15 protein-coding genes, 3 tRNA genes and 1 pseudogene are annotated in these 21,969 nt (G+C 40.1%); 9 read left to right on the top strand and 10 right to left on the bottom strand.

Going from position 1 to position 21,969, the window contains the following annotated elements; translation table 11 throughout:
- Positions 1 to 20 precede the first annotated feature (20 nt).
- Positions 21 to 1,844: an aldehyde ferredoxin oxidoreductase family protein gene (locus MSSIT_RS06210; protein WP_048170880.1), complete on the bottom strand. Its 1,824-nt coding sequence runs from the start codon at positions 1,842 to 1,844 to the stop codon at positions 21 to 23.
- A 265-nt stretch (positions 1,845 to 2,109) separates the two neighbouring features.
- Positions 2,110 to 2,871 carry a UPF0280 family protein gene (locus MSSIT_RS06205; RefSeq protein ID WP_048170878.1) on the bottom strand — a complete coding sequence of 254 codons (762 nt, stop codon included), beginning with the start codon at positions 2,869 to 2,871 and terminating at the stop codon, positions 2,110 to 2,112.
- Between the two features lie 385 nt (positions 2,872 to 3,256).
- Between MSSIT_RS06205 and MSSIT_RS06200 the strand changes: the two genes are divergently transcribed.
- The 3 genes and pseudogenes from MSSIT_RS06200 (at position 3,257) to MSSIT_RS06190 (ending at position 8,153) form a co-directional block, all read left to right on the top strand.
- A complete protein-coding gene (locus tag MSSIT_RS06200; protein WP_048170876.1) occupies positions 3,257 to 4,444 on the top strand; it encodes a right-handed parallel beta-helix repeat-containing protein in 1,188 nt (395 codons plus the stop codon).
- Positions 4,445 to 4,750: 306 nt separating this feature from the next.
- Positions 4,751 to 5,027: pseudogene (locus MSSIT_RS06195) on the top strand (IS110 family transposase); the annotation flags it as partial.
- A gap of 246 nt (positions 5,028 to 5,273) precedes the next feature.
- Entirely contained in the window at positions 5,274 to 8,153 is a 2,880-nt protein-coding gene (locus MSSIT_RS06190; protein WP_048170872.1) for a PGF-pre-PGF domain-containing protein, read from the top strand.
- Between the two features lie 57 nt (positions 8,154 to 8,210).
- Here the strand turns inward: MSSIT_RS06190 and MSSIT_RS06185 are convergent, their stop codons facing one another.
- Together MSSIT_RS06185 and MSSIT_RS06180 are read right to left on the bottom strand one after the other, a co-directional pair.
- A complete protein-coding gene (locus MSSIT_RS06185) occupies positions 8,211 to 8,636 on the bottom strand; it encodes a hypothetical protein (RefSeq protein WP_156158802.1) in 426 nt (141 codons plus the stop codon).
- A 179-nt stretch (positions 8,637 to 8,815) separates the two neighbouring features.
- Positions 8,816 to 8,887 (bottom strand) — tRNA-Ala (locus MSSIT_RS06180).
- Positions 8,888 to 9,113: 226 nt separating this feature from the next.
- On the opposite strand from MSSIT_RS06180, the gene MSSIT_RS06175 reads away from it, so the two are divergent.
- Together MSSIT_RS06175 and MSSIT_RS06170 are read left to right on the top strand one after the other, a co-directional pair.
- Positions 9,114 to 9,190: transfer RNA gene (locus MSSIT_RS06175), tRNA-Ile, on the top strand.
- A gap of 66 nt (positions 9,191 to 9,256) precedes the next feature.
- Positions 9,257 to 9,333 (top strand) — tRNA-Ile (locus MSSIT_RS06170).
- 436 nt (positions 9,334 to 9,769) lie between these two features.
- Here MSSIT_RS06170 and MSSIT_RS06165 read toward each other — a convergent pair.
- A complete protein-coding gene (locus tag MSSIT_RS06165; RefSeq protein ID WP_011023052.1) occupies positions 9,770 to 10,189 on the bottom strand; it encodes a pyridoxamine 5'-phosphate oxidase family protein in 420 nt (139 codons plus the stop codon).
- Between the two features lie 478 nt (positions 10,190 to 10,667).
- Here MSSIT_RS06165 and MSSIT_RS22955 point away from each other — a divergent pair, with 478 nt between their 5' ends.
- The gene (locus tag MSSIT_RS22955; RefSeq protein WP_156158801.1) at positions 10,668 to 10,820 is read left to right on the top strand and encodes a hypothetical protein; all 153 of its coding nucleotides are present in this window, start codon (positions 10,668 to 10,670) and stop codon (positions 10,818 to 10,820) included.
- A 556-nt stretch (positions 10,821 to 11,376) separates the two neighbouring features.
- On the opposite strand, the gene MSSIT_RS06160 is transcribed toward MSSIT_RS22955, so the two are convergent.
- From MSSIT_RS06160 to MSSIT_RS06145, 4 genes are all read right to left on the bottom strand, one after another.
- On the bottom strand, positions 11,377 to 12,813 hold the full coding sequence (locus MSSIT_RS06160) for a transposase (protein ID WP_048170867.1): 1,437 nt from the start codon (positions 12,811 to 12,813) through the stop codon (positions 11,377 to 11,379).
- Between the two features lie 104 nt (positions 12,814 to 12,917).
- Positions 12,918 to 13,964, bottom strand: a complete 1,047-nt coding sequence (locus MSSIT_RS06155; RefSeq protein ID WP_048170866.1) for a hypothetical protein — start codon at positions 13,962 to 13,964, stop codon at positions 12,918 to 12,920.
- Positions 13,951 to 14,541 (bottom strand): hypothetical protein, encoded by a 591-nt coding sequence (locus MSSIT_RS06150; protein WP_048170865.1) that lies wholly within the window; start codon positions 14,539 to 14,541, stop codon positions 13,951 to 13,953. The genes MSSIT_RS06155 and MSSIT_RS06150 overlap by 14 nt, the downstream gene beginning before the upstream one ends.
- The gene (locus MSSIT_RS06145; RefSeq protein ID WP_048170863.1) at positions 14,534 to 15,142 is read right to left on the bottom strand and encodes a hypothetical protein; all 609 of its coding nucleotides are present in this window, start codon (positions 15,140 to 15,142) and stop codon (positions 14,534 to 14,536) included. Before MSSIT_RS06145 ends, MSSIT_RS06150 begins: the two co-directional genes overlap by 8 nt.
- A gap of 613 nt (positions 15,143 to 15,755) precedes the next feature.
- On the opposite strand from MSSIT_RS06145, the gene MSSIT_RS06140 reads away from it, so the two are divergent.
- On the top strand, positions 15,756 to 17,741 hold the full coding sequence (locus MSSIT_RS06140) for a cation:proton antiporter domain-containing protein (RefSeq protein ID WP_048174557.1): 1,986 nt from the start codon (positions 15,756 to 15,758) through the stop codon (positions 17,739 to 17,741).
- 389 nt (positions 17,742 to 18,130) lie between these two features.
- Here the strand turns inward: MSSIT_RS06140 and MSSIT_RS06130 are convergent, their stop codons facing one another.
- A complete protein-coding gene (locus MSSIT_RS06130; RefSeq protein WP_231590443.1) occupies positions 18,131 to 18,472 on the bottom strand; it encodes a DUF2795 domain-containing protein in 342 nt (113 codons plus the stop codon).
- A 2,088-nt stretch (positions 18,473 to 20,560) separates the two neighbouring features.
- Between MSSIT_RS06130 and MSSIT_RS06120 the strand changes: the two genes are divergently transcribed.
- The gene (locus tag MSSIT_RS06120; protein WP_048170856.1) at positions 20,561 to 21,193 is read left to right on the top strand and encodes a transglutaminase-like domain-containing protein; all 633 of its coding nucleotides are present in this window, start codon (positions 20,561 to 20,563) and stop codon (positions 21,191 to 21,193) included.
- Between the two features lie 181 nt (positions 21,194 to 21,374).
- Entirely contained in the window at positions 21,375 to 21,776 is a 402-nt protein-coding gene (locus MSSIT_RS06115; protein ID WP_052721557.1) for a hypothetical protein, read from the top strand.
- The last annotated feature ends 193 nt before the right edge of the window (positions 21,777 to 21,969 follow it).

The raw sequence follows: 21,969 nt of genomic DNA, 5'->3' as shown, positions 1-21,969 counted from the left end.
AAAAAATAAAAAGGAGGAGCTCAGGCAATCCCGAGTTCCTTTAGCTTCTCTTTTGTGGGCTTTCCGTCAACCCAGCCCCGGAGGGCGTAATACTCGTTGATCATTTCCGGGACGTGGGAAACCTGGCCTTTTGCAGGCCCGGAAGGGACCGGTTCTTCGGTGAGACGCTTTGGAAGGACGTCTTCAGCCCTATCAAGCCCATACATATTGTTCATCAGCCGTTCGAGGTTTGTGATCCTTTCTCCAAGTTTAAGGAGCTTATCGGCGTCAAGATCAGAGCCCGTAATCGCTGCGAGCATTCCTGCATACTCGGGAAGGCCGAGGGCAAACGAGCTAAAGAGGCAGACAACCGAGGAGTTAATGGCAGAAGTCAGGTCCTGCAGGATGATGGTCCATCTGGGTTTGTCCTCTACTGCATAAGGGTCAAGTTTTTCGGGCAGCCCAAGGATTTCGGGTGAGATCATGTAGCCGTAGACGTGGTCCCCGCCGCGGTTTGCGGTTGCATAGTTCAGGCCTATTCCCTGGATCGGGCGAGGGTCGTAGGCGGGCAGTTCCATGCCTTTTACAGCCATGGAGAACTCCGGAGCCCCGTATTTTTCCGAAAGCTTTTTCGAACCCAGCGCAAGGTCAGCCCCGATCCCTGCACGGAAGGCGGTTCTCCAGATGCATTCAATCATTGAGCTTGCATCTCCGAAACGCAGGTTAAAGCCATGCAGCTTTTCCGGTGGGATTTTTCCTTTCTCCACAAGTTCCATGGCACAGGCAATCGTTCCACCCATGGAGATGGTGTCAAGCCCGAGTTCGTCGCAGAGGTGGTTGGCTTTTATCAGGGCATCGAGATCCTTTACCCCGCAGTCGGAACCAAAGGCAAAAATGGTCTCGTACTCAGGACCTTCCGTGTCCCGGACGCTGTAGGGCCCCTCAGGCACATCGGCTTTCCGCCCGCAGACAATCGGGCAGCCCCAGCAGCCTCCGCGACCTGTCAGGTATTTTTTGACAAGAGTCTCTCCGCTCTGTTCGTCAGCGTCAGGAAAATAGGCTTCCTGAAAGTTTCGTGTCGGGTAGGCTCCACTTTCATTAAGGATATTTACAAGAACTGCGGTCCCGTAGGTGTGAAGCCCTCCGTCGGGAGCTGTAACCGGATTTTCCTTTATCTTTTTCATGGCTTCCGCAACTCTCTCTTTCAGGAGTTCGGGGTTTGCGGGTTCAACTCTCTTGCTCCCGGAAACCACGATCGCCTTCAACTTCTTACTCCCCATGACAGCTCCAAGCCCGGTCCTCCCTGCAGTTCGGTACTTGTCGTTCATGATCCCGGAGAAGGGAACAAGGTTTTCTCCTGCAGGGCCTATACAGGCAACCGAGGTTCTCTTAGGGTTTCCTGTCCTTTCGGCAAGTTCGTCCGTGACTGCATGGACTGTCATGCCCCAGAGTTCCGGAGCTGGCACAAGCTCGGCTTCTCCTTCCACAATGCTCAGGTAGACAGGCTCCTTTGAGACTCCGCGCACAACGACTGCGTCATATCCTGCAAATTTCAGGAAGGGACCCCATTTTCCGCCGGAATTTCCGCTCCCTACGGTCCCTGTCTGCGGGGATTTGCTGCAGACAATATGGTAGCGCCCGCTCGTGGGAAGCTTTGCTCCGGTAGCCGGCCCGGTTGCAAACACAAGCAGGTTATCAGGGTCAAAGGGCTGCATATCCGCTCTGAACTCATCGTATACGAGCTTCAGGCCTAGCCCTTTGCCTCCCAGGTACATCTTTGCCATTTCTTCTTCAAGCGGCAGGTCTTTGAGCTCGCCGCTGTCAAGATTAACATCAAGAATTTTTCCGTTATAGCCCCCAGGCATGTAATTCCTCCAGTCTTATAAATTTAACATAAAGGATAAGCAGCTTTTCCGGCTCACTTTATCCGTTTCATTCATCCGTTCACTTATCCGGCCTGCTTTGCCAAAAGCTTCCTGTTCGACCATGTATTGCTGTTCAGAAAAAATCCCGTATAGATGGCCGAAGCTTCATTAACTATATCCTTTAAACATAGACGGATACATTTGAATATATTCCATTTTATATATGTCGAAGTTACTTAATAAAAGTGTTCTAGCCATCCCAACATCACGCTTTTGTGATAAACTCATGCCTGACCTCGGCTCGTGTGATTTTTGGCACTGTCCCCCACATTCCTATATACTCTCCCTGAATCACCAGTGCTCCTTTTATTCCAGGCACGGCCTTTACAACCTTGAATGAAGCCTCAACAGCTTCCTTTCCTATCCCAACCTCATTCCCCAGTGCCGTTGCAGCCGCATCCGCAAGGGAAACATCATCCGAAAAAATTGCCGCTGCGTCCGCCATCCCGAAACTGATCGAAGGTCCCACCGTCCCTGCCGAGGTGCAGATTCCCGTAATCGAGTCTCTGGGCTCAAAAATTAAGCCCAGATTTTTTATCGGAGACTGCCCTGCATAAATCCCGACCACAACCGGACGGTCATTGATAAGTGCAATATCCCCGCCGTTATCAACAATAGCATATTTTGCTCCGGCCTTTTCCATTGCTTCCACAGCAAGGGCTGAAATTGTGCCCGCAACCGCGCTCATGGGCCCGATTCCCATAGTGTTTCCGGCTTTTACCATCCTCCGAACCACTTCAGGGGCATTTTCCGGGCATTCGTAAGGTTCGAGGGTAAACTGAAAATAAGAGTCTGCAAGGATGTAGGTCTCAAGGGCTGCCCTGTGTACTCTGATGGCTTCTTTTGCGGCTTCGATATGGGCAGAGTCATCAGCCGCAATCGTGACAATGGTTTCCCTTAGCTGAAAATGCTCTTTGATCGAGGTTCTGGCAGGTTCTTTAGCGGGATCTTGCGTGGATTCTGGCATGCTGATTCACTTGGAATTTATTGCTTAAAAAAGAAATGCTTTTCTGAGCCGACTTCCGGGCATTGAAGCGGAAAAGGGAAATGGGGTTCGATGAAAACCGGAATTCTACGAAACCCGGGTTTTCCTGATAACGGTTGAACTATCCGGGTCCGGAAGGAATTTCCCAGTTTTTCTTTTCCTGGGCCTGATGGGGCTTTAACAGGTCTGGAATCATGAAAAAACGACTTACAGGTCTGTATTAGAATTAAGAAAGCAAATAAATTCAACAACTTTTCCTTGAACTGAGAGAATAAGCCAATCACATAACACGTATATATCAAAAGAAATAATTGCATACCGGATCCAAATTTTTGGAATTCTTAGCTGTTGAGAATGGGGAAATGGAATGAAAATTAAACATAAAATCCTAATTTGCATTAGTATATTCATTTTATTTTCGATTATAACTGCAGGCATTGTATCAGCTACTGATGTCCATGTTTATCCGGAAGACTCAATTCAGGATGCTGTCAAAAATGCTTCTTCTGGGGATACGATTATTGTGTCTCCGGGAACCTATGCAGAGAACATAGAAGTTAATAAGTCGGTAACTATAAAATCAAAATCCGGAAATCCCAATGACACGATTATCAGAGCTGCAAATCCGGGCAATCACATATTTCATGTAACTGCAAGCAATGTTGCTATCCTGGGTTTTACCATAACAGGTGCTTTTGAAGAACCAGAGAATCGTTATTTTCCGGATGCAGGCTTCAGTGTCAGTACTTTCAATGAAACAACAGGCAAAGACGAAGTTGTCTATTCATCTGAAGGACAATGGGCTCTTATACCAAAAAACTGGGCAGGAATTTATGTTGATAATACTGATAACAACATAATCAACAACAATATTTTTTTGGGGAACAATCGAGGTATTTTGCTTAATTCATCAAGTAATAATTTACTGGAAAATAATACTGCAATTGATAATGACGGTGCAATTTCAATCTGGGATTTTAGTAATTTCAACATTGTCAGGAATAATAACATAAGTGCGGATGAAAAATACAGGATGGATAAATACGGAATCAGTTTGAAAGAATCCGATGGCAATGAAGTTTATAATAATAATCTATTGCGGCTTGGTATAACACTGCTTCAATCAGACGCTAACAAACTAGTCAATAATACAATAAATCCTGGGGGAATAGGAATTACTCTCATCGAATCCAACAAGAATGAACTTAGCCTAAACTCCATATCCACATCCAGTACCGGCATATTTTTACGGGAAAATTCCAGTTTCAATAAATTAACTGATAATACCATATCTGACAACTTTATGGGGATCGAACTGCAAACATATAGCAACAACAACACAATTTCCAAAAACACATTAAATAATAATGAGGATATTTATTATTCGGATGACAGCAACAATAATGAAATTTCCGAAAACAATATAGACTACGGTAAATATCTTAAAAGAGCATACGATAAATATGTCATAGGGGTATACCGAGGATACATCGTTTTAATCTCCATATCTGTGTTCGGCATAATTTATTTATTCTTCTTTATGTTTCGAAAATGAGGACTTTTAAAAACCTTTCATAAATAACTAAAGGGTACCAGGATTTGGAGTTTTTCTATAAATCCCCAAATTTCGAATTACAGGCACAAAAAATGAAAGTCCTTTTCACTTACCTTTTTTGTATATTAACTCCATCATTCCCTTTGGATAGGAAGGTTGTTTTCTCTTTGGCTCTTCGAAGCCGTAAAGAAATTAACCATTGAATTGTCATCGAAGGCCAAAATGTGATTTTGATCACGGATACCAAATTGTCTTTTAGGTAATTCTACTATCTCTACTGTCCTTGAAATGATGGAGTAATGTAAATTGGCAGGAGAAATAAACAAATCTTGCGGTTTAGATATCCACAAACGTTTTTTGATTGCTACTATCCTCATTAGATCCGGTGAAAAACAGCTACAACATTTTGATAGAAATGAAGATGTAATTTTAAGCCTTAGAAATTGGGATGCATCAGAAAAATGTGACGTTGTTGCATGTGAATCAACAAGTGACTTTGGGGTTCCTATTCATGATTCCTTGATAAAACATCTGCCTTTTATCGTTGGAAATATCCGTGATTGAAGCATTTACACATAAAAAATTTGTCCCCTACTGATAACATAAAAAATTCCGATTTTTTAATAAAATACAGGGCAATTTAGATAATTTTATATCACATTGCCAATTTTATAAAATAAATCAGTCTTAAAAATCATAAAATCCGGCTCAAGATACTTTCGCTTTTTAATCGAGTATCGAAGCCCTAGAATGCATCTTATGAAGTTTAAAATGGGGATTGCAGTTACTTATTGATTAGGTTCTAGAACAGTGTGTAGGGGTTTTTCTTATGTGGAAAATGAACAAAGAGTTATCTAGTTTATTTATACTGATCTTTGCCCTTCAGGTTTTTGCCGGAAGTGCAGCAGCTACAACAATTTACGTTGATAGTGACGGGTCTGGAAATTACACGACAGTTCAGGATGCGTTAGATAATGCGGTTGACGGAAACACCATAATTGTGAGACCTGGAAATTATGATGAAGATCTTGCTGTTGATGTCTCTGTGACCCTTATAGGTTCATCCGGGTATCCCACCGTAGGCAAAATAGAAGTTAACCGGCAGTCGCAAATCTCCGGACTCACAATCACAGGGGGAGTCCGTTTTGAGCAGGCTGGCATGTCCTGTATAATAAGGAACAATAAATTCGATGAATGCGGCGTAAGTATAGGCAATAACTACGCTTGTGGGAATCAAACAATAATTGATAATCTTTTTACAGACAGCCCGATTGGTGTATTTACATATGACAGTATTGATAACAAAATTACCGGAAACACGTTTCAGAACTGCCACACAGGAATAGAACTTACGTACGGTATAGGCCGCCATGTTGTTAAAGATAACACTTTCCAGGACTGTGATGTAGGTATACGCTTAATCGAGGACTCTGCTACAATATATAATAATTATTTTAGTAGTGATATCAATCTGGTGCTGGAGGATGACGGAGATGCCCGGTTAAATACTACTAAGACCGCAGGTACGAACATTATAGACGGCCCGTACATAGGAGGGAATTTCTGGGGTTCTCCCTCAGGAGACGGTTTCTCTCAAACCCACCCGGACACAAACGGCGACGGGATTGCAGAAGAGGAATACCAGGTCGATGAAGGTGTAATTGACTACCTGCCTCTGGTAACTCCCCGAACGGAACCTGAACCGGTTCTTCCGATCGCAAATTTCAGGGCAAATACGACTCACGGTAACGCCCCTCTTTCTGTCCTCTTCACCGACACTTCACAGAATGCAACCGGATTGAGCTGGGATGTTAATGGTGACGGGGTCGAAGACTCTAATGCGGCAAGCTTTGCTTATACATACACTTCCAGAGGGACTTATGAAGCAAAACTGACCGTGAGCAATGCAAACGGCACGGATACCGAAACTGCTGTGATTACCGTGATGGAAGAAGAAATTCCTATTCTTCCCGTAGCAAACTTCACAGTGAATAAAACCAGCGGGTATTACCCCCTTAATGTCCTCTTCACCGACACTTCGCAGAATGCAACCGGATTGAGCTGGGATGTTAATGGTGACGGGGTCGAAGACTCTAATGCGGCAAGCTTTGCTTACACATACACTTCCAGAGGGACTTATGAAGCCAAACTGACCGTGAGCAATGCAAACGGCACGGATACCGAAACTGCTGTGATTACCGTGATGGAAGAAGAAATTCCTATTCTTCCCGTAGCAAACTTCACAGTGAATAAAACCAGCGGGTATTACCCTCTTACTATCCTCTTCACCGACACTTCACAGAATGCAACCGGATTGAGCTGGGATGTTAATGGTGACGGGGTCGAAGACTCTAATGCGGCAAGCTTTGCTTACACATACACTTCCAGAGGGACTTATGAAGCAAAACTGACCGTGAGCAATGCAAACGGCACGGATACCGAAACTGCTGTGATTACCGTGATGGAAGAAGAAATTCCTATTCTTCCCGTAGCAAACTTCACAGTGAATAAAACCAGCGGGTATTACCCTCTTACTGTCCTCTTCACCGACACTTCACAGAATGCAACCGGATTGAGCTGGGATGTTAATGGTGACGGGGTCGAAGACTCTAATGCGGCAAGCTTTGCTTACACATACACTTCCAGAGGGACTTATGAAGCAAAACTGACCGTGAGCAATGCAAACGGCACGGATACCGAAACTGCTGTGATTACCGTGATGGAAGAAGAAATTCCTATTCTTCCCGTAGCAAACTTCACAGTGAATAAAACCAGCGGGTATTACCCTCTTACTGTCCTCTTCACCGACACTTCGCAGAATGCAACCGGACTGAGCTGGGATGTTAATGGTGACGGGGTCGAAGACTCTAATGCGGCAAGCTTTGCTTATACATACACTTCCAGAGGGACTTATGAAGCAAAACTGACCGCGAGCAATGCAAACGGCACGGATACTGAAACTGCAACTATAGATGTTGTGAAAAAAAGCAGTAGTGGAAGCAGCGGAGGAGGCGGAGGAGGCGGGGGCTCTCCCGAACCTGCAAAGAATGTTAAAGTAAAGGAGCTTGCCCAGGTATTCATCACAAATGGAAAGGCTATAAAGTTTGAATTTAAGAAAAATGCAACCTGTATTGTATATGTGGGCTTCGATGCAAAGAAGAACGCAGGCAAGACCACAACCATTGTTGAGGAATTAAAAGGCAAATCCTCACTTGTTTCCGAACTGCCTGCCGGGGAGGTCTACAAGTCCTTTAATGTCTGGGTAGGAAATTCCGGATACGCAACCTCAAAGAATATCGAAAACCCGGTCATCTGTTTCAAGGTTGAAAATACCTGGATTGAGGATGAAAACGTGGATAAAGCTTCAATTACCCTTAACAGGTACAGTGACAAAAAATGGGAGCAACTACCTGCCAAAATCTCAGGTGAAGATGATACGTATCTGTATTTCACATCCGATGTCCCGGGGTTTTCTTCCTTTGCAATAACAGGGACTTCAACAACTGCCTCTGAAATCGTAACCGGAAACGGGACCTCTCTGGAAACCCGGGCCCTGCAGGATGACGGGAATGAAAGTACGGATATGGACACACAGGAAGAGCAGGAAGGGAGCACAAAATTCTCTGATATTCCTCCGGTCTACGGGATAATCGGCATATTCGTTTTAGGCCTGATATGTGTGATCATTTATCTAAAGCTCCCAAAATAAGGACGTGAAAATGGAACGCCTCAAAGCGTTTCATTTTAGATAATTTTTTGTAAGAGCTTATACGCTAAAATATTTGCCAATTAATTGATAGATGACTGTTGCTATTCCGAAGTAACCCATTATCAGGCAGATATAAACTAGGCCGTTTGAAAGCGGGGTATTCCAGTATATGAACGGAGTCATTGAAATCTCGGTTATTATAAGGATAAAGGGCAGAACAATGTCCAGAACTACTATAATTGTATAACACATCAGAATCCGGGAAAAACTCGGAATTGCTTTAAGGCGACCAGAAATCAGAACCGGTGGAGCAAGAACAATCATTGGTACTGCAAAAAACAAGGTTCCCATTATCAGCCAGGATATATCGTTCGTGTTCATTAATAGGGCAAAGTTGAGTACTATCCCCGCAAGAGTAATAGCTTCATGGAACGGCTTATTCTTAACCTGGCGCAGGATGGCATATGTAATCGTAAGAGTCATATAACCCACCAGGATTATAAAAAAACTGGTAAATAAAATAATATACAGAAACCCTTCCCCATTAGTCATAAGACCCTCATTTCCAGAAACAAACCTCTTACATATTAAGAGATACTACAGGATTAAAAACTATAACAGTTTCTGCTTAGATTAGTCTTTTCATTGAAATAAAAACAGAATGGACCGGTCGGGAATTGAACCCGAGGCCTCTACCATGCCAAGGTAGCGATCTTCCCCTGATCTACCGGCCCATGTTATGTCTTGCTTAGCAAGCACACCCTCATACACTCAATATCGTATATAAAACTGTCGCCATATAGGCTCAGCTTCCTGTAAATATAATTTAGAGTCTGGTAAATCCTGAATATTCAAGCAAAAGTTATAAGTAGTAATTCGAGTATTAGAAGTGTTGTCGGATTGGGACGCTTTCCCGAAAAAAGCCTTTCAACTCCGGTAATTCGAAAAAACCTGATATATGGGCCCGTAGCTTAGCTTGGTGGAGCGCACGGCTGATAACCGTGAGGTCCTGCGTTCGAATCGCAGCGGGCCCACCACAAATTAACAATTCTTTTCGGGAAATTTCAGGTTTTCAAAATCAAAAACTAATTTGCTTTCATCTCGGGCCCGTAGCTTAGCCTGGTGGAGCGCACGGCTGATAACCGTGAGGTCCTGCGTTCGAATCGCAGCGGGCCCACCATACCTTCTCTTAATACCTTCTCTTAACTTTTTGTCTAAAACTGTCTTCTTTTGTCCGTATAATTTCCGTTTCTATAATTATACTCGGGTTGGTTGTTTGTTATTTGCCTATTCCTAATTGATTCATGGCTACTTTTACTGTGAACACAGAGCTGTAACATGTTAAATTGCCGGAGAACCGCAGGAGTAGGGTGGTAGTCTAAGATAGCCGGACAATACCGTAAGTCCTAATAACAAACGACACAATATAGCGAATGACATTGTATGGGTCAGAAAACTATACTAGTGGAAAAAAGAAAAATATCGGATATAAAAATTCTTGATTTTTAATCTCCGCTATAACCGGAGCGGTGGCACGATACCCATTACTTACAGCCGGGCGCGCCACAGCAAATTGGTTTTGATTTGTTATTTTTATCTTTATAACTTCTTAAAACTCAGATCGATTTCTCCCAGCCCTGTCCCATATCAACGAGAGGCCTCAGCTCAATAATCTCGAAGGTGGCAGTAGCGTATATCATCTTTCCCGCTTCCTCGCCAGCCATTTTTGCGATCTCATTTCTGATCATGTCAAGCATCTCGCCCGACGTTGCAGATTCTTTCAACTTCATATAAACCCTGATCCCTTTCCAGCTCATAATATCTGCTCCCGGCTCCATTATCAGGAACATTGCATAAGGGTTTTCCTGAAGGTTTGCAAACGTGCGGTTATTACCTGTTGCAACTACAACGGTCTTTTCATCGGTCATCTGAGGTGAGCCGAAAACAGCCGAATCTACCTTTCCGTCTTTACTCGCTGTGCTGAGAACCCCAATTCTCGGTTGCTTATTAAAGTAGTCCATCAGTTTTGACGTCATATTTAATCCCCTATCATAAACTTATTTTTCTCGCCCTTCCCCTGAAAATCTGAGTGAGCAGGCCGCCTGGTCATAAAGTACTGCCCGGAAAAGAGCTTTCTCAGATATGCAGGCTGCGATAAATATGGGTCGTAAGTATGTTTAAAACTTCGCCTGATGGAGGGTGAGAAGTGTTTTTAACTTTCACTTCATTTGGAATCCTGGTGATAAAATACTGGGCAGGAAATCTCTAACTAATTGATCTATTGCGGTGGTCTCGTTATTTCGAAGGTTTTAAAAACTTATATCTGGGTTCCCGGGAGGGAGGAAATCAAAGAAAAGGAGGTTGGGGTCGGGAAAAGGGAAGAGGAAAACAGGAATTTTTGAGCCAAAAAACTTCGAATTCTACAATGATAGCGAATAAAATTTACATGGAAGTATTGCTATTAAAGATTTAATTAAATATGCAGGGTTACATCTCATCGTATTCATAGGCATAATGGGTATTGGAAATATAATCCTAAACCTCTTTTATTCTGTTTTATTAGGAGGAATAATAAAAATGCTCATCGGAAAAATTACAATGGAAAGCATCCTTGGTACAGGGGAATTTAGAAGAGCTTTCCTTTACAATATATGCTATGAATTATGAGGTGCCTGTACCAGAGATGCGAGACGGTTCAAATTCCTCCCCCTGCTATCTTTTCCTAAATGTATTATATATTGTATATACATTCATACGATGGGTAATTTTCTTCTCCTTCAAGATACGATCACAGTCTCGTTATGTGTATCCTCAAAAACTTATACTATAGGCCCAGGGTGGAAAGAAGGAAGGCTGGAGTTAAGTATTGGAAAAAGAATGTAGAGTGCATTGAAACTGTTCTTTAATCACTTTAATGATTAAGCTATTTTCATTAAAGATTTGCTAAATCGCTAAAAAGAGTTGCTTGGATTCTTCGTGGGATGATAGAATTTCGAATTACTTCATTTTCTTTTATCATTGACTTTTTATTCAAGTACTCTTTTAACTGTTTCTTAGTTTGAGCTGGGTCAGTAGTCGTTTCTTGAATAAAGGTTTTTGTGTTTTCTACTTCTTGGTAGAGTAGCATGCTGTTTTTAAGTTTATAGTGGACTTTTTTTGAATTTAGAAATTTGTCAGCGTCTATTTCTTCAGGGTAGCAATTTAAACTGTGATAATAGTAACCTTAACTCCCATTTTTTGTAGGGAATATGTTGAATTTGAGAGTTTTATCTAATTCTCTTACTTTCTTAGGAACTTCAGTAATGATACTTTTTTCACCAAAGTTTATACTTTTCACTTTTCTAAACTTCAATAGGATATCAATGGGTGAGACCTTGTCATTTATCTCTGCTTTTTTAATTGCCTTCAACAATTTACAGTACGCATATAATGAAAGAAATGCCACAAACACATGCCCATAAACGCTCTCATCATCATGAAGATACAATTTGTCAGCGTCTAATGTTGTTTTGTATGCATCAAACAACTTTTCAATCGAGTCTCTTTTTTTGTAGAGTTCATACATCTCCTTTTTTCCTATGTCGTAATTGGAGATAATCAAGAACTTCCCTGCTCTATTTTGTTTTAAAGAGTACTCTTCATCGCTGATCTTCCCTTCCTCTCTCTTTCTGAAGATCGTCTTCTGTTCTTCAAGTCTTAGATCCAGGTCTTCATATAAATATAGGAACCTATTTCCTAACTTTCTTTTACCACATTTGATGAGTCTATCATGATAGATGAATTCTTCATTAAGGTGTATTCTTGTGTCATAATAGTGGCTGTTCCTTTTTGTTGGTAACACAAATTTGATATGTTTTTCTTCTAAGCAGTTAAGGATGTTCTCTGAGAAAAAACCACGATCAAGAAGAAGTATCTTATCGCTGATATCCAACTCTTCTATTGTTTTGTATAATGTCTTTATGTCCTTCACACTGCCTGGAACTGATTTGATCATAGTAGGCATTTCACTATCAAGACCACAAAGAAAGGCAAAGTTGATTTGGGGAACTTGAATACAGTCTTTGTTGTAGCCTTTTTCAGCCTGTAGAATATTCATAGATCGAGAGAAACAGGAACTTAAGTCATAGACGAGTTGAGTGTCTGCATTTTTGAGATGATTGAATAGCTCATTCTGCCCAAACCTATCACAGCCTACTTCCCTTAACACTTTTGAAAGATTGGATGGATTAAGATTTGGTTTTATACCTTCAAGATTATAGAGATCTTCCCAAGTATCTTTAATTCGTTTGAGGGGGACATATCCATTTACACGAACAATTGACATTGCATAGAGTTCTTCCCAATATTCCGGAAAATTTTTCATGAGAAAAGGTTTGAGCTCTCCCATCATATTATGTAAAATCATTGAATTTCCATAGTCAGTGACAGAGTGAGGCACAGGTATCACATTAGTTTTAGGTTTCTCACCTTTAGGTATAAAGCCGTAATCTTTGTCGAGTCTACCAATGTAAACTGAAACTTTACGACCCTTCTTAATTTTTTTGTCATATTTACTCGTAGAGCGATAAACATAATGACAAGCGCCTCGAACTTTGATTTCAAGACATTTTTCTCCAGCTTTACGCTGATCTTCAAGCCAGCATCTTGCCCAGGGTTCCATAATCCCTATTATGTAGGGAATATAGGCATATATAAGTTTCGATTTGAAATCGTTCTACTGATATTAAAAATGAGAAAAAATAAGCAAATTAGATGATATAGTCCCTATAAATAGGCAGAGTTAAGGTAGTAAGTTTTTGGACTAAACAACCTTGTTGAATGGTACATTAGCGCCTGTTCATATTCTTCAATTGAACTATAATTATTTTTAAGAGCTTGAGATTCTATATACTCAGGATCATCGGAGTTAGAGTTACGACTACCGCCAAAGCGCTCAGTGCCGATAAAATCGGCTCCTAAAAACTGAGTTAAAATATCTGATGCTGCGACTTTTGTATCATGTATGTGTGGGGTAATCTCTTTTTTGAGATGTGAATAATAAAGCACAACATCTAAACCATTCATATAATTATCAATGATTTGCTTTATTGATCTTAGGTTCGCTGAAAAATCACTGTCACATGGATGATTATTAAAGTTAATACAGATGTTTGAGTAATTGTTATTTTTATAATGGGTTAAAATCTGGGTCAAATTTCTTTTCGATAGATCTATTTGTAATGGTACAAAAATTGGTTTATTGTTCCATTCAGACAATTGTCTGACGCTGAAATCAATAATTTCTAAATATCTTGTTATGGAAGATTCCGGTTTTATTTTTATATCTGGAACTAAAACGAAAGCTGAAGAGTTCGAATATATAAAATTAAGAAGAAAAATATAGCTGTTTTCATCAAGTCCTTCAAATGTATTTTTAGCAAACTCCTGTTTCTCAAAGGGATTTCTTGGAAATGTGAGGGAGAGTGTAGTTAGTGAGTTTTCCCAGAATTTTTTACTTATTTTGAAAATATCCCGTAATTTTTTATTACGCTGAGTTGCTCCCATTTCTGTTAAACATTTATCTAATGTCATCCATGTTGAAGTCTGTTGAATAGTACGTGCACTTTCAAAAATAGCGTTTTTAGTATCAGAAGAGTAATCACTAAAGTTCAGTTTATTCACGTCATTTCCTGGAAATACCTTGAAAGGAGTTTCAATAGTTCTACTTATGTTTTCTAGGTTTATAGTCCGTACGCAATAGTCAGGACTCCTTACGTGAGCTATATATGGTTTCTCAACTGAGATATGTGGATCAAAATCAAGAGCACTCATACTCTGCCTTAAGTTCTTCAATTAATGGAATTAGTATATTATTATAGACTTTTTTATCTGTACTGCAAGGCCTATGCTTATTTCCTTCAAGAATTGCTTTTTCAGCGCATGACTTGATAGTTTCAAGTATTTCAATAGCTACAGTCAATGAGATTAATGAATCTATTTTATAACAGTCACGAATAAAACTAAAATTTCTCTTTAACTTTGGAGTAAGATACTTAAAATTTGACTGTACAAAATTATGAGCAATTTTCTCATCAAGAATTAAGTATTTAAGATTGGAGTGTAAATTTAGGTGAAGAGCCACTCCAATTGCTTCATACTCTCCATCATTTTCATGTTCTTTGGACCTTCCGAAATAAGGTCTAATAAGTTCAAAAAAAGAAACTTCACTAAAGACAGTTGATGACTGAAACTTACTACAGTCAGAAAGCTCTGAAGGAAGTTCTTTCAAAATCTCTGGTCCTAAGTGAAAAGAGTAGGAATTTAGAAAAATATCTAAAAAATTTCTTTTATTGATATCATTATAATAACATAGATAAAAAGAAGTATCAGCAACTACATTTTTAACCATTATTACTACCTGCAATCAAACTCTTCATCCTTCTTTCATCTATGAACCCTTTCCTATAAAGTTCTTGTGCAAGTACTTTTCTTTTTTTAAATATGCCGTTAGATACATTTGACCGTACTTTATATTCTGGATAAGTATCATATATTAATAATAACAATTCCTCGAATGATAATTTATCATATAACTCTCTTACTACTTGGATACCCGTTAGTAGAAGACTCAGTCTCTCATTTTTTTGTGCATTTTGAAACAGATTATGATATTTTTCTATACCTTGAGGAGTAAGCTTGAAGTACCCACCACTTAATTCGTCATTTTTTGGTGGTTTTTGGTATGACCAACAATCATCCAAATAAAACGGATACAAGACGGCTTTTTCAACTTCAGAGGAAAACGGGCCTCTATAATGATGTATGAAGTGCAAAAAATCTTTCATATAGGGGTGAAAGTTCCAAAGCAAAAAAGCTTCTTTTTGCAGATGCAGAAGAGAGATAGGTCTATTAGAAGCACCAATAATTAACAAAATTAGGTTTTCTAAACCCTTTACCTTTTCTTGTTCGATTATTGAGGAAACATCTTCTTCAGCTTCATAAAAGCCCATTGTTGATCACATTGTTTTTCTATATTTATTGATTGAATTCTAGCTTAAAGTTAATAGAAGTGATGCATATAGAGTGAAAGTATTATTTTTCAATTATTTGTTACTTCTCTTTCTGTTGTACTTCACTATAATCCTTTTGACTCATTTTATATTTATCACATTGTCCAGCTTGTGTTACTGGTTGCTACTTAGCTAAGTTATTCCTTTGAATTGATCATCTCATGCTATGTTTTAGCTTCTCAAAGGAATTTATTTTAGATGAAGGTCTGGTTGCCTAAAGCTTTAAAAACTTATATCCGCGTTCCCGGACAGGAGGAAAGGAAGAAAAGGAGAAGGGATCGGGAAAAGGGAAGGGAAGAGAGGAAAAAAGTGTATAAGTTGCATAAGAGCATTTTATATCAATTCTCACGTTGAAACAAAATAACCAAATAAAAAATAGAAGTGAATCACTTCAGAAACACAATTTTTTATATCTTCTGTATTATTAATTCAGCCCTGTTCTTTAAAAACTTCCCATAATTGTCCACTTTTCACCCTGTTTGTTTCCTGAATGGAACATTTTTCAGTGGCTGTCGAAATAATATTTATACTATTTATTATTTTTACTTATCTAATGACATCAAATCTCCTGACCGACCTGCTGATTATTTTTGGCCTTTCGATCCCTGTTGTTTATATTTTTTTCAGGTTGAAGATATCTCCGCTGGTGGGCTTCTTGATTGCCGGCATCCTTGCGGGGCCTTACGGGCTTGGGCTGATTCAGGAGACTGAGAATATCGAGGTTATGTCGGAAATCGGGGTCATCTTACTGCTCTTTTCTATAGGAATAGAGTTTTCCCTGCGAGAGCTCCTGAAAATAAAGAGGATCGTACTCCTGGGAGGAGGGCTACAGATGTCTATTACGACTGTTGTTGTTGTTTTTCTCTTGTGGCGGCTTGGATATTCTCCCGAAACTGCCGTTTTCATGGGGCTGATTGTGGCGCTCAGCAGTACGGCTATTGTCCTTAAATTACTGCAGGAGAAGGGAGAGATTTACAGTGCTCACGGGAGAATCGCACTCGGGATACTTATCTTCCAGGACATAGCTGCGGTCTTGATAATTATCCTTGCTCCGCTGCTTGCAGGAGAGGCAGTGGTCGGAAGTGATCTCCTTGACCTTTTGTTCAGGGGGATAGGGCTCGTTCTGCTCACGCTTGTAAGTGCGCGTTATGTGGTTCCTTTTGTCTTATTCCATGTGGCAAAAACACGCAACAATGAGCTTTTCCTGCTGAGTATAGTAGTAATAGGGCTTGCTATTGCCTGGCTAACTTCCGTAGCCGGGCTTTCCCTTGCACTCGGGGCTTTTCTGGCAGGGCTTATTATCTCCGAGTCCGAGTATGCTGCCCAGGCGCTCGGGACGGTTATTCCTTTCAAGGACATGTTCATGAGTATCTTTTTTATTTCCACAGGGATGATGCTGAACCTTGGCCAGATGTCAACGCATCTTTCCCTGATTCTTACGGCCACTGTCCTGGTTCTTGTCCTGAAAACCGCGGTAAATGCTTTGACCACGTTTTTCATAGGTTTCCCCCTGCATACTATGCTCCTGGTCGGTTTTTCCCTGGCTCAGGTCGGAGAATTCTCTCTGGTAACTGCGCAGGTAGGTTTCGAAAACGGGATATTTTCCGAGACAATCTACCAGGAGTTCCTTGCCGTTACCGTGCTTTCGATGGTGTTAACTCCTTTTATCACGGACCTGGGATATTATTCCGCAGTTTCCAGCCAGCAACTTTCCCTTCCCGGAATTTTGACAACTAACCGATACAGTTTGCAGGATGAAGGACAGGAAAAAAAACTTGAGAACCACCTTATTGTAATAGGTTATGGGGTTAGCGGAAAAAATGTCGGAATTGCCGCTCAAAAAGTTTCTATCCCCTATATGGTAATCGAGATCAATCCGGAGACTGTCCGGCAGGAAAAACTGAATGGAATAGGCATTATCTATGGGGACGCCGCTCAAAAAGCCGTACTTGAACACGCAGGAATCAAAAATGCCAGATCAATTGTAATAACTGCAGGCAATCCTGTAAGTACCTGGCAAATTATTGAAGTGGCTAAAAGACTGAATCCTGACATTCATATTATTGCAAGGACTCATTTCCTGGACACAATTGACAGCTTTTATGCTCTCGGAGCTGATGAGGTTATCTCGGATGAATTTGAGTGCTCTATAGAGCTTTTCTCCAGGGTCCTGAATAAATACATGGTCCCGGTTAAAGAGATTGAAACCATGAACACTCAACTTCGGGCTGATCATTATAGGATGCTGCGCGGGCCTGAAATACAGAGGAAAAATGTTTCCGGGCTGTCTCTTGACTTTTCGGATGTGGAAATCAAAAGTGTAAGAGTTGAAAAACAGTCAGAAGCTGCAGGAAAAACTCTTGGAAATATTGATCTCCGAAAAAAATACGGAGTTACCGTTCTCGCAATTTCCAGAAATCACAGGCTTATGTACGATCTGAAGGCTGAGACGGAGCTTAGTCCGGATGATATCCTGCTCGTAATAAGCCCTCCGGAACAACTTGAAGTAATCAGGGAACTTTTTGAAAATGATGCATAACGATACCTTTTTCCTTATTTAAAGCGTTTTTTTAAAAGCGTTTTCAAGGAAAAAGGATTCAAAAGTTTCACTCCAGGGTTTAAGAGAACGCGGGAGAGGAAGAAAAGGAGAAGGAATCGGGAAAAGGGGAAGGAAGAGAAAAGAAGAGGGGGGAGAAAAGAAGAGGAGAGAGAAAAGAGAAAAAGGGGGATAAATTGTACAAAAGTCGAGAGGTTTGAGAGCTTCCTTGACCGACCCGGCATGAGAAATATAGGTTTTCCAGATTCCACAGGATACGTTAAAAACGCAATAGAAAGGATTGTTTTAAAAGAAAAGGATTGTTTTAAAAAAGAAATAGGAAAGGATTGAATTGGTCACCGGTTATTAAGGAAAATGAAAAAAAGTTAAGCTTAGGCGGGTGGCCCCAAGTAAATTATATGAAGTTCCTCGGCAACGTCCGCAGCGCTATTGTATTGCCTGTCCGGAAGCATGCCAAATCCCCGCATTATGTCCGGGATTGCTCCGCTCTTCCTTGCTTGCCCAATAATGTCGCTCCTGTTTACAGGATAGGTTATTTCGTTTAATATTTTCTGAGTTTCCATAGGGAGTTCTGTAATAAATCTGCTTTTACTTTCAGTTTCCATGATATCCCCCTTTACTTTTATTCGGTCTCCTTTAGTTCCCTGGAGGCATCTGTAACGTTCGTGTGCTCCTTTTCCGAAGATTATCGCTATTTCACAGATGTCAACCATGATGTTTCTATCCTTCGTGCTTAACAACATCTTCTTTCTTTGCAGGAAAATCGATACTTGTTAAAGCTTTCTGAAGGAAACATAACTTTTTGTAGCATTACTATCAATGGCGATCTACTATTTAAATGTTAACATGTTTCTATATAAACATATTAAGAATTAATACGTTTTTTTAATTTCGTATCTATATTCCGGGAACAAGGAAAGAAAATAAGAGGCAAAAGAGGCAGGGACGAAAAAAGAGAAGCGGAAGAAAAAGTAGAACGGGGGATAAGGAGCGGAAGTTTTTCGGGCTTCTTCTTGCTCGGTTCGGGATGAAAAGTATCCGTTAATTTTAGAGATTACTGCAAGAATGAAGTGTGAATCCGTTCTGGATCTCTTTTTTAATCTTTTTTCCAATCTGAATAGCAGGTGCAGGTCAAACCTGAATATAAAATTTAATTTTCAGACCCTTAGTTTCTCCTTTTTATGACTGAAAACTGCATTGAATCCGATTCTCTCCCTAGATCCCCACATTACATATATTTTTTTAAAGATGTGCCTCATATATTTCAAAAAGTTTTTTAATAAGTAAGTTGTTCTATTACAGAGACCAGTTCCAAAAATGAATACTCTCCACCTTCCTTAAATATTCTCCACATTCTTTTTTGTTGAAGCTGGTCTTATTTTTTAATATCTCCGGGTTACTTCCAGCCAGCCTGAAGACTTCTTATATGTTTAGGATCTTTTTAACTTCCCAAAATAAGGTGGTTACTTGACACAGTTTTTCAAAATCCTGTTGTAGGGTTATCAAGCTCAGCTGTCATATTTTTCTCCGAGCTTGGAAAACAGGGCAATTGTAACTGATCCTTCTTTATTAAAACCGGCGTTAGATGCTCTGGAATACCGTCTAGTTGGATTTGTACACATCCAGATCTATATACATTTTCAATGCTAAGCCCTCCTCCTAATGCCTGGAAAAAAACAATAGCGAAGGCTATAGCAGCTTTATCGCCGATTCCCTGGTTTCATGCCAATGACATATTTGATGTGTTTAGGGATGGTTTTTGCCTGAATCTCTGAGTAACAGGCGTTCCATACCACACAATTCACCTGACCGCTAAATTATTCAAACAATGCAGCCAACGCATCAGACTCGACGGGGTGTTGTTTCCCTGCCAGATTATCAAATCACAACGCACCTGTAGGTGTGCCATGGCCGGAAAAATAGACGATTTGCGACTGTGAATAAAGCAAAGCCTGGGATCTATATGATGGGAGGCGAGACGCATCAGTAGTATCGGCTGCCAAGAAGAGTATCGAAACCATATTGGTTTCTTCTTTAGTTTGACCAGGTCGCACGTTCTCGGTATTTATATTTATAGTACCGCGATTGAAAGCCTCCTACCATGTTTTCAATTCTGAGGCAAATATTTCGTGAGGGAAATCAAAAGTCTTAAGCGTAGATTCAGGATGTCCTTTCTGAATATGATGATGTACAAAACTATTAAAGAAAGACGTGAATGCAAGTCCAACAAAAGTAATCGCGATTACATAGTAATTTTTATGCCTTACATTAAAGCGATATAATTTCAAATTATTAATTATGAGTTCATTGCCTTCTCGATGTCTTATCACGCCACCCCTATGTACCAACCTTCTATGGTGAAATAAAGCCAGCAAATTAAAAATAGAAATAAAAAAGGCCATGAGTGTACAAAAAAAAGGAGATGTGATGGGAACCAATAGATTCCATGATTTTAGGGACTCCTCTGCCGAAAATGAAAGTAAGAGCTGTAATCGAAAAAACGAACACTGTAAATGTCAGGAGCATCAGCGAATAGAATCGATCCAGAATTTTGTTCTGTTCATCGAATAAATCCTTTTCAACATTTTTTTATATAGTTATGATTTCGTCCTCTTCCTCCCCTTCCACATCATTGCCTCATATATCTCCCTTAAATTTTAGAAAAATCGAAGATATTTAGATATAATTATTTAGGTATGATATAATTATAAACTCCAATTAATAAAAAAACTTCATACCAACTTAAGTATTAGGCTCAGATTATATACAGGATTTATACTATTCATAACCAGGCGACCAAAATGCATGCTGAAAGCGAGAATCTTCAGGACTACCTTAAAAAGAGTGAAATCATAAACTACGACCATAAGCTGATTGTTGAAAAATGCCTTGAATTACAGCAAAGCACGGAAGACGAAATCATCTTGATCAAGAAAATTTATGAGTTCGTCCGGGATGAGATTCATCATTCGGGGGATATATGTGCACAGGAAGTTACATGTGTACAGGAAGTTACCTGTTCGGCATCCGAAGTTCTGGAAGCCGGGCACGGGATCTGCTGTGCCAAAGCTCATCTGTTTGCAGCCATGCTGAGATATTTCGGGGTGCCGGCTGGGTTCTGTTATCAGAAACTCTCCTCAAGTCGTGATGTTAATATAAAATTCTTACACGGCTTAAATGCCGTATATTTAAAAGATCTGGATAAATGGATAAGACTGGATGCAAGAGGTAACAAGCTAGGCCGTGATGCTCAGTTTTCCATATACGAAGAAAAGATTTCCAAGCCCGTAAATAAAGAGCTTGGAGAAGAAGACCATCCCGTAATCTTTACGGAGCCCAATCAGACCGTTGTTGAAATATTAAAGAATAGTAAAGATCTGAGAGAATTATGGGCGCAGTGGGACCTCGGGTTGAGAGACTTGTTTCGCGATTAAGAGTTAATTTCGGATCGGAGAAACACCATCCGGCCTTCCAATGTAACTTTGGCTGGGAGTATTCCGTCCATGCCCGGTTCAGCGGCTATCCGTGCGCCGGATAATAGCAAGATTTTAAAGAAACATAAAAAATAGATGCCATTCTGGGTTAACATTTTTTATTTCGTAAGGGGATCAGGAGATGTATATTGATTTAGGCAAGCTTGATTATAAGTTTTTACATAAGCCTTTATTAATCGGAGGAAAGGCGATGGAATATTATGGACTTCGAAAATCAGGCCAAGATATTGATTTTGTTATATCAGGAGGGGACCATTTGAGACTAGCTCAGAAGTATCCTAACAATATAAAAAACTTATATGGTGACATTGGAATATGCGAGTTTGAATTTGAAATATGGAACCAGATATGTACATTTGATTATAATTATTTAAAGGAAAATGCGATAGAAGAAAAAGAATACGCTATATCGTTAGAAAAACTTCTCTTTTTAAAAGCTCTAGCAATGAAAATGCCCAAGTATTTAAAAGACTTAGAACTTATCGTTGATAGAATATTGAAAGAAGCATATGATAAGCAATAAAGCATATGATAAGCAATAATATAATTTGAGTTCTACTATTTTCCACAAGGTTTCCGATTTTCCAAATAGTATTTGATAATAATGCATGTTATTTAATAATAATGCCTGCTTTTCAAAAAAATCGTTTAAATCAGATTTAAGAGAATTTAACTTGTTTTCGGCAGGTCGAGATCTAATTTTTAATAAGAAAATG

The organism is Methanosarcina siciliae T4/M (assembly GCF_000970085.1).
GTDB lineage: Archaea > Halobacteriota > Methanosarcinia > Methanosarcinales > Methanosarcinaceae > Methanosarcina > Methanosarcina siciliae.
The sequence above is the reverse complement of the archived record's forward strand: the minus strand, read 5'-3'. Positions and strand labels throughout refer to the sequence as shown.

Bases quoted from the DNA above. Each gene is read 5' to 3' on its own strand.
- MSSIT_RS06210 (WP_048170880.1), bottom strand. From the start codon at position 1,844: ATGCCTGGGGGCTATAACGGAAAAATTCTTGATGTTAATCTTGACAGC.
- MSSIT_RS06205 (WP_048170878.1), bottom strand. From the start codon at position 2,871: ATGCCAGAATCCACGCAAGATCCCGCTAAAGAACCTGCCAGAACCTCG.
- MSSIT_RS06200 (WP_048170876.1), top strand. From the start codon at position 3,257: ATGAAAATTAAACATAAAATCCTAATTTGCATTAGTATATTCATTTTA.
- MSSIT_RS06190 (WP_048170872.1), top strand. From the start codon at position 5,274: ATGTGGAAAATGAACAAAGAGTTATCTAGTTTATTTATACTGATCTTT.
- MSSIT_RS06185 (WP_156158802.1), bottom strand. From the start codon at position 8,636: ATGACTCTTACGATTACATATGCCATCCTGCGCCAGGTTAAGAATAAG.
- MSSIT_RS06165 (WP_011023052.1), bottom strand. From the start codon at position 10,189: ATGACGTCAAAACTGATGGACTACTTTAATAAGCAACCGAGAATTGGG.
- MSSIT_RS22955 (WP_156158801.1), top strand. From the start codon at position 10,668: ATGGGTATTGGAAATATAATCCTAAACCTCTTTTATTCTGTTTTATTA.
- MSSIT_RS06160 (WP_048170867.1), bottom strand. From the start codon at position 12,813: ATGGAACCCTGGGCAAGATGCTGGCTTGAAGATCAGCGTAAAGCTGGA.
- MSSIT_RS06155 (WP_048170866.1), bottom strand. From the start codon at position 13,964: ATGAGTGCTCTTGATTTTGATCCACATATCTCAGTTGAGAAACCATAT.
- MSSIT_RS06150 (WP_048170865.1), bottom strand. From the start codon at position 14,541: ATGGTTAAAAATGTAGTTGCTGATACTTCTTTTTATCTATGTTATTAT.
- MSSIT_RS06145 (WP_048170863.1), bottom strand. From the start codon at position 15,142: ATGGGCTTTTATGAAGCTGAAGAAGATGTTTCCTCAATAATCGAACAA.
- MSSIT_RS06140 (WP_048174557.1), top strand. From the start codon at position 15,756: ATGACATCAAATCTCCTGACCGACCTGCTGATTATTTTTGGCCTTTCG.
- MSSIT_RS06130 (WP_231590443.1), bottom strand. From the start codon at position 18,472: ATGGTTGACATCTGTGAAATAGCGATAATCTTCGGAAAAGGAGCACAC.
- MSSIT_RS06120 (WP_048170856.1), top strand. From the start codon at position 20,561: ATGCATGCTGAAAGCGAGAATCTTCAGGACTACCTTAAAAAGAGTGAA.
- MSSIT_RS06115 (WP_052721557.1), top strand. From the start codon at position 21,375: ATGTATATTGATTTAGGCAAGCTTGATTATAAGTTTTTACATAAGCCT.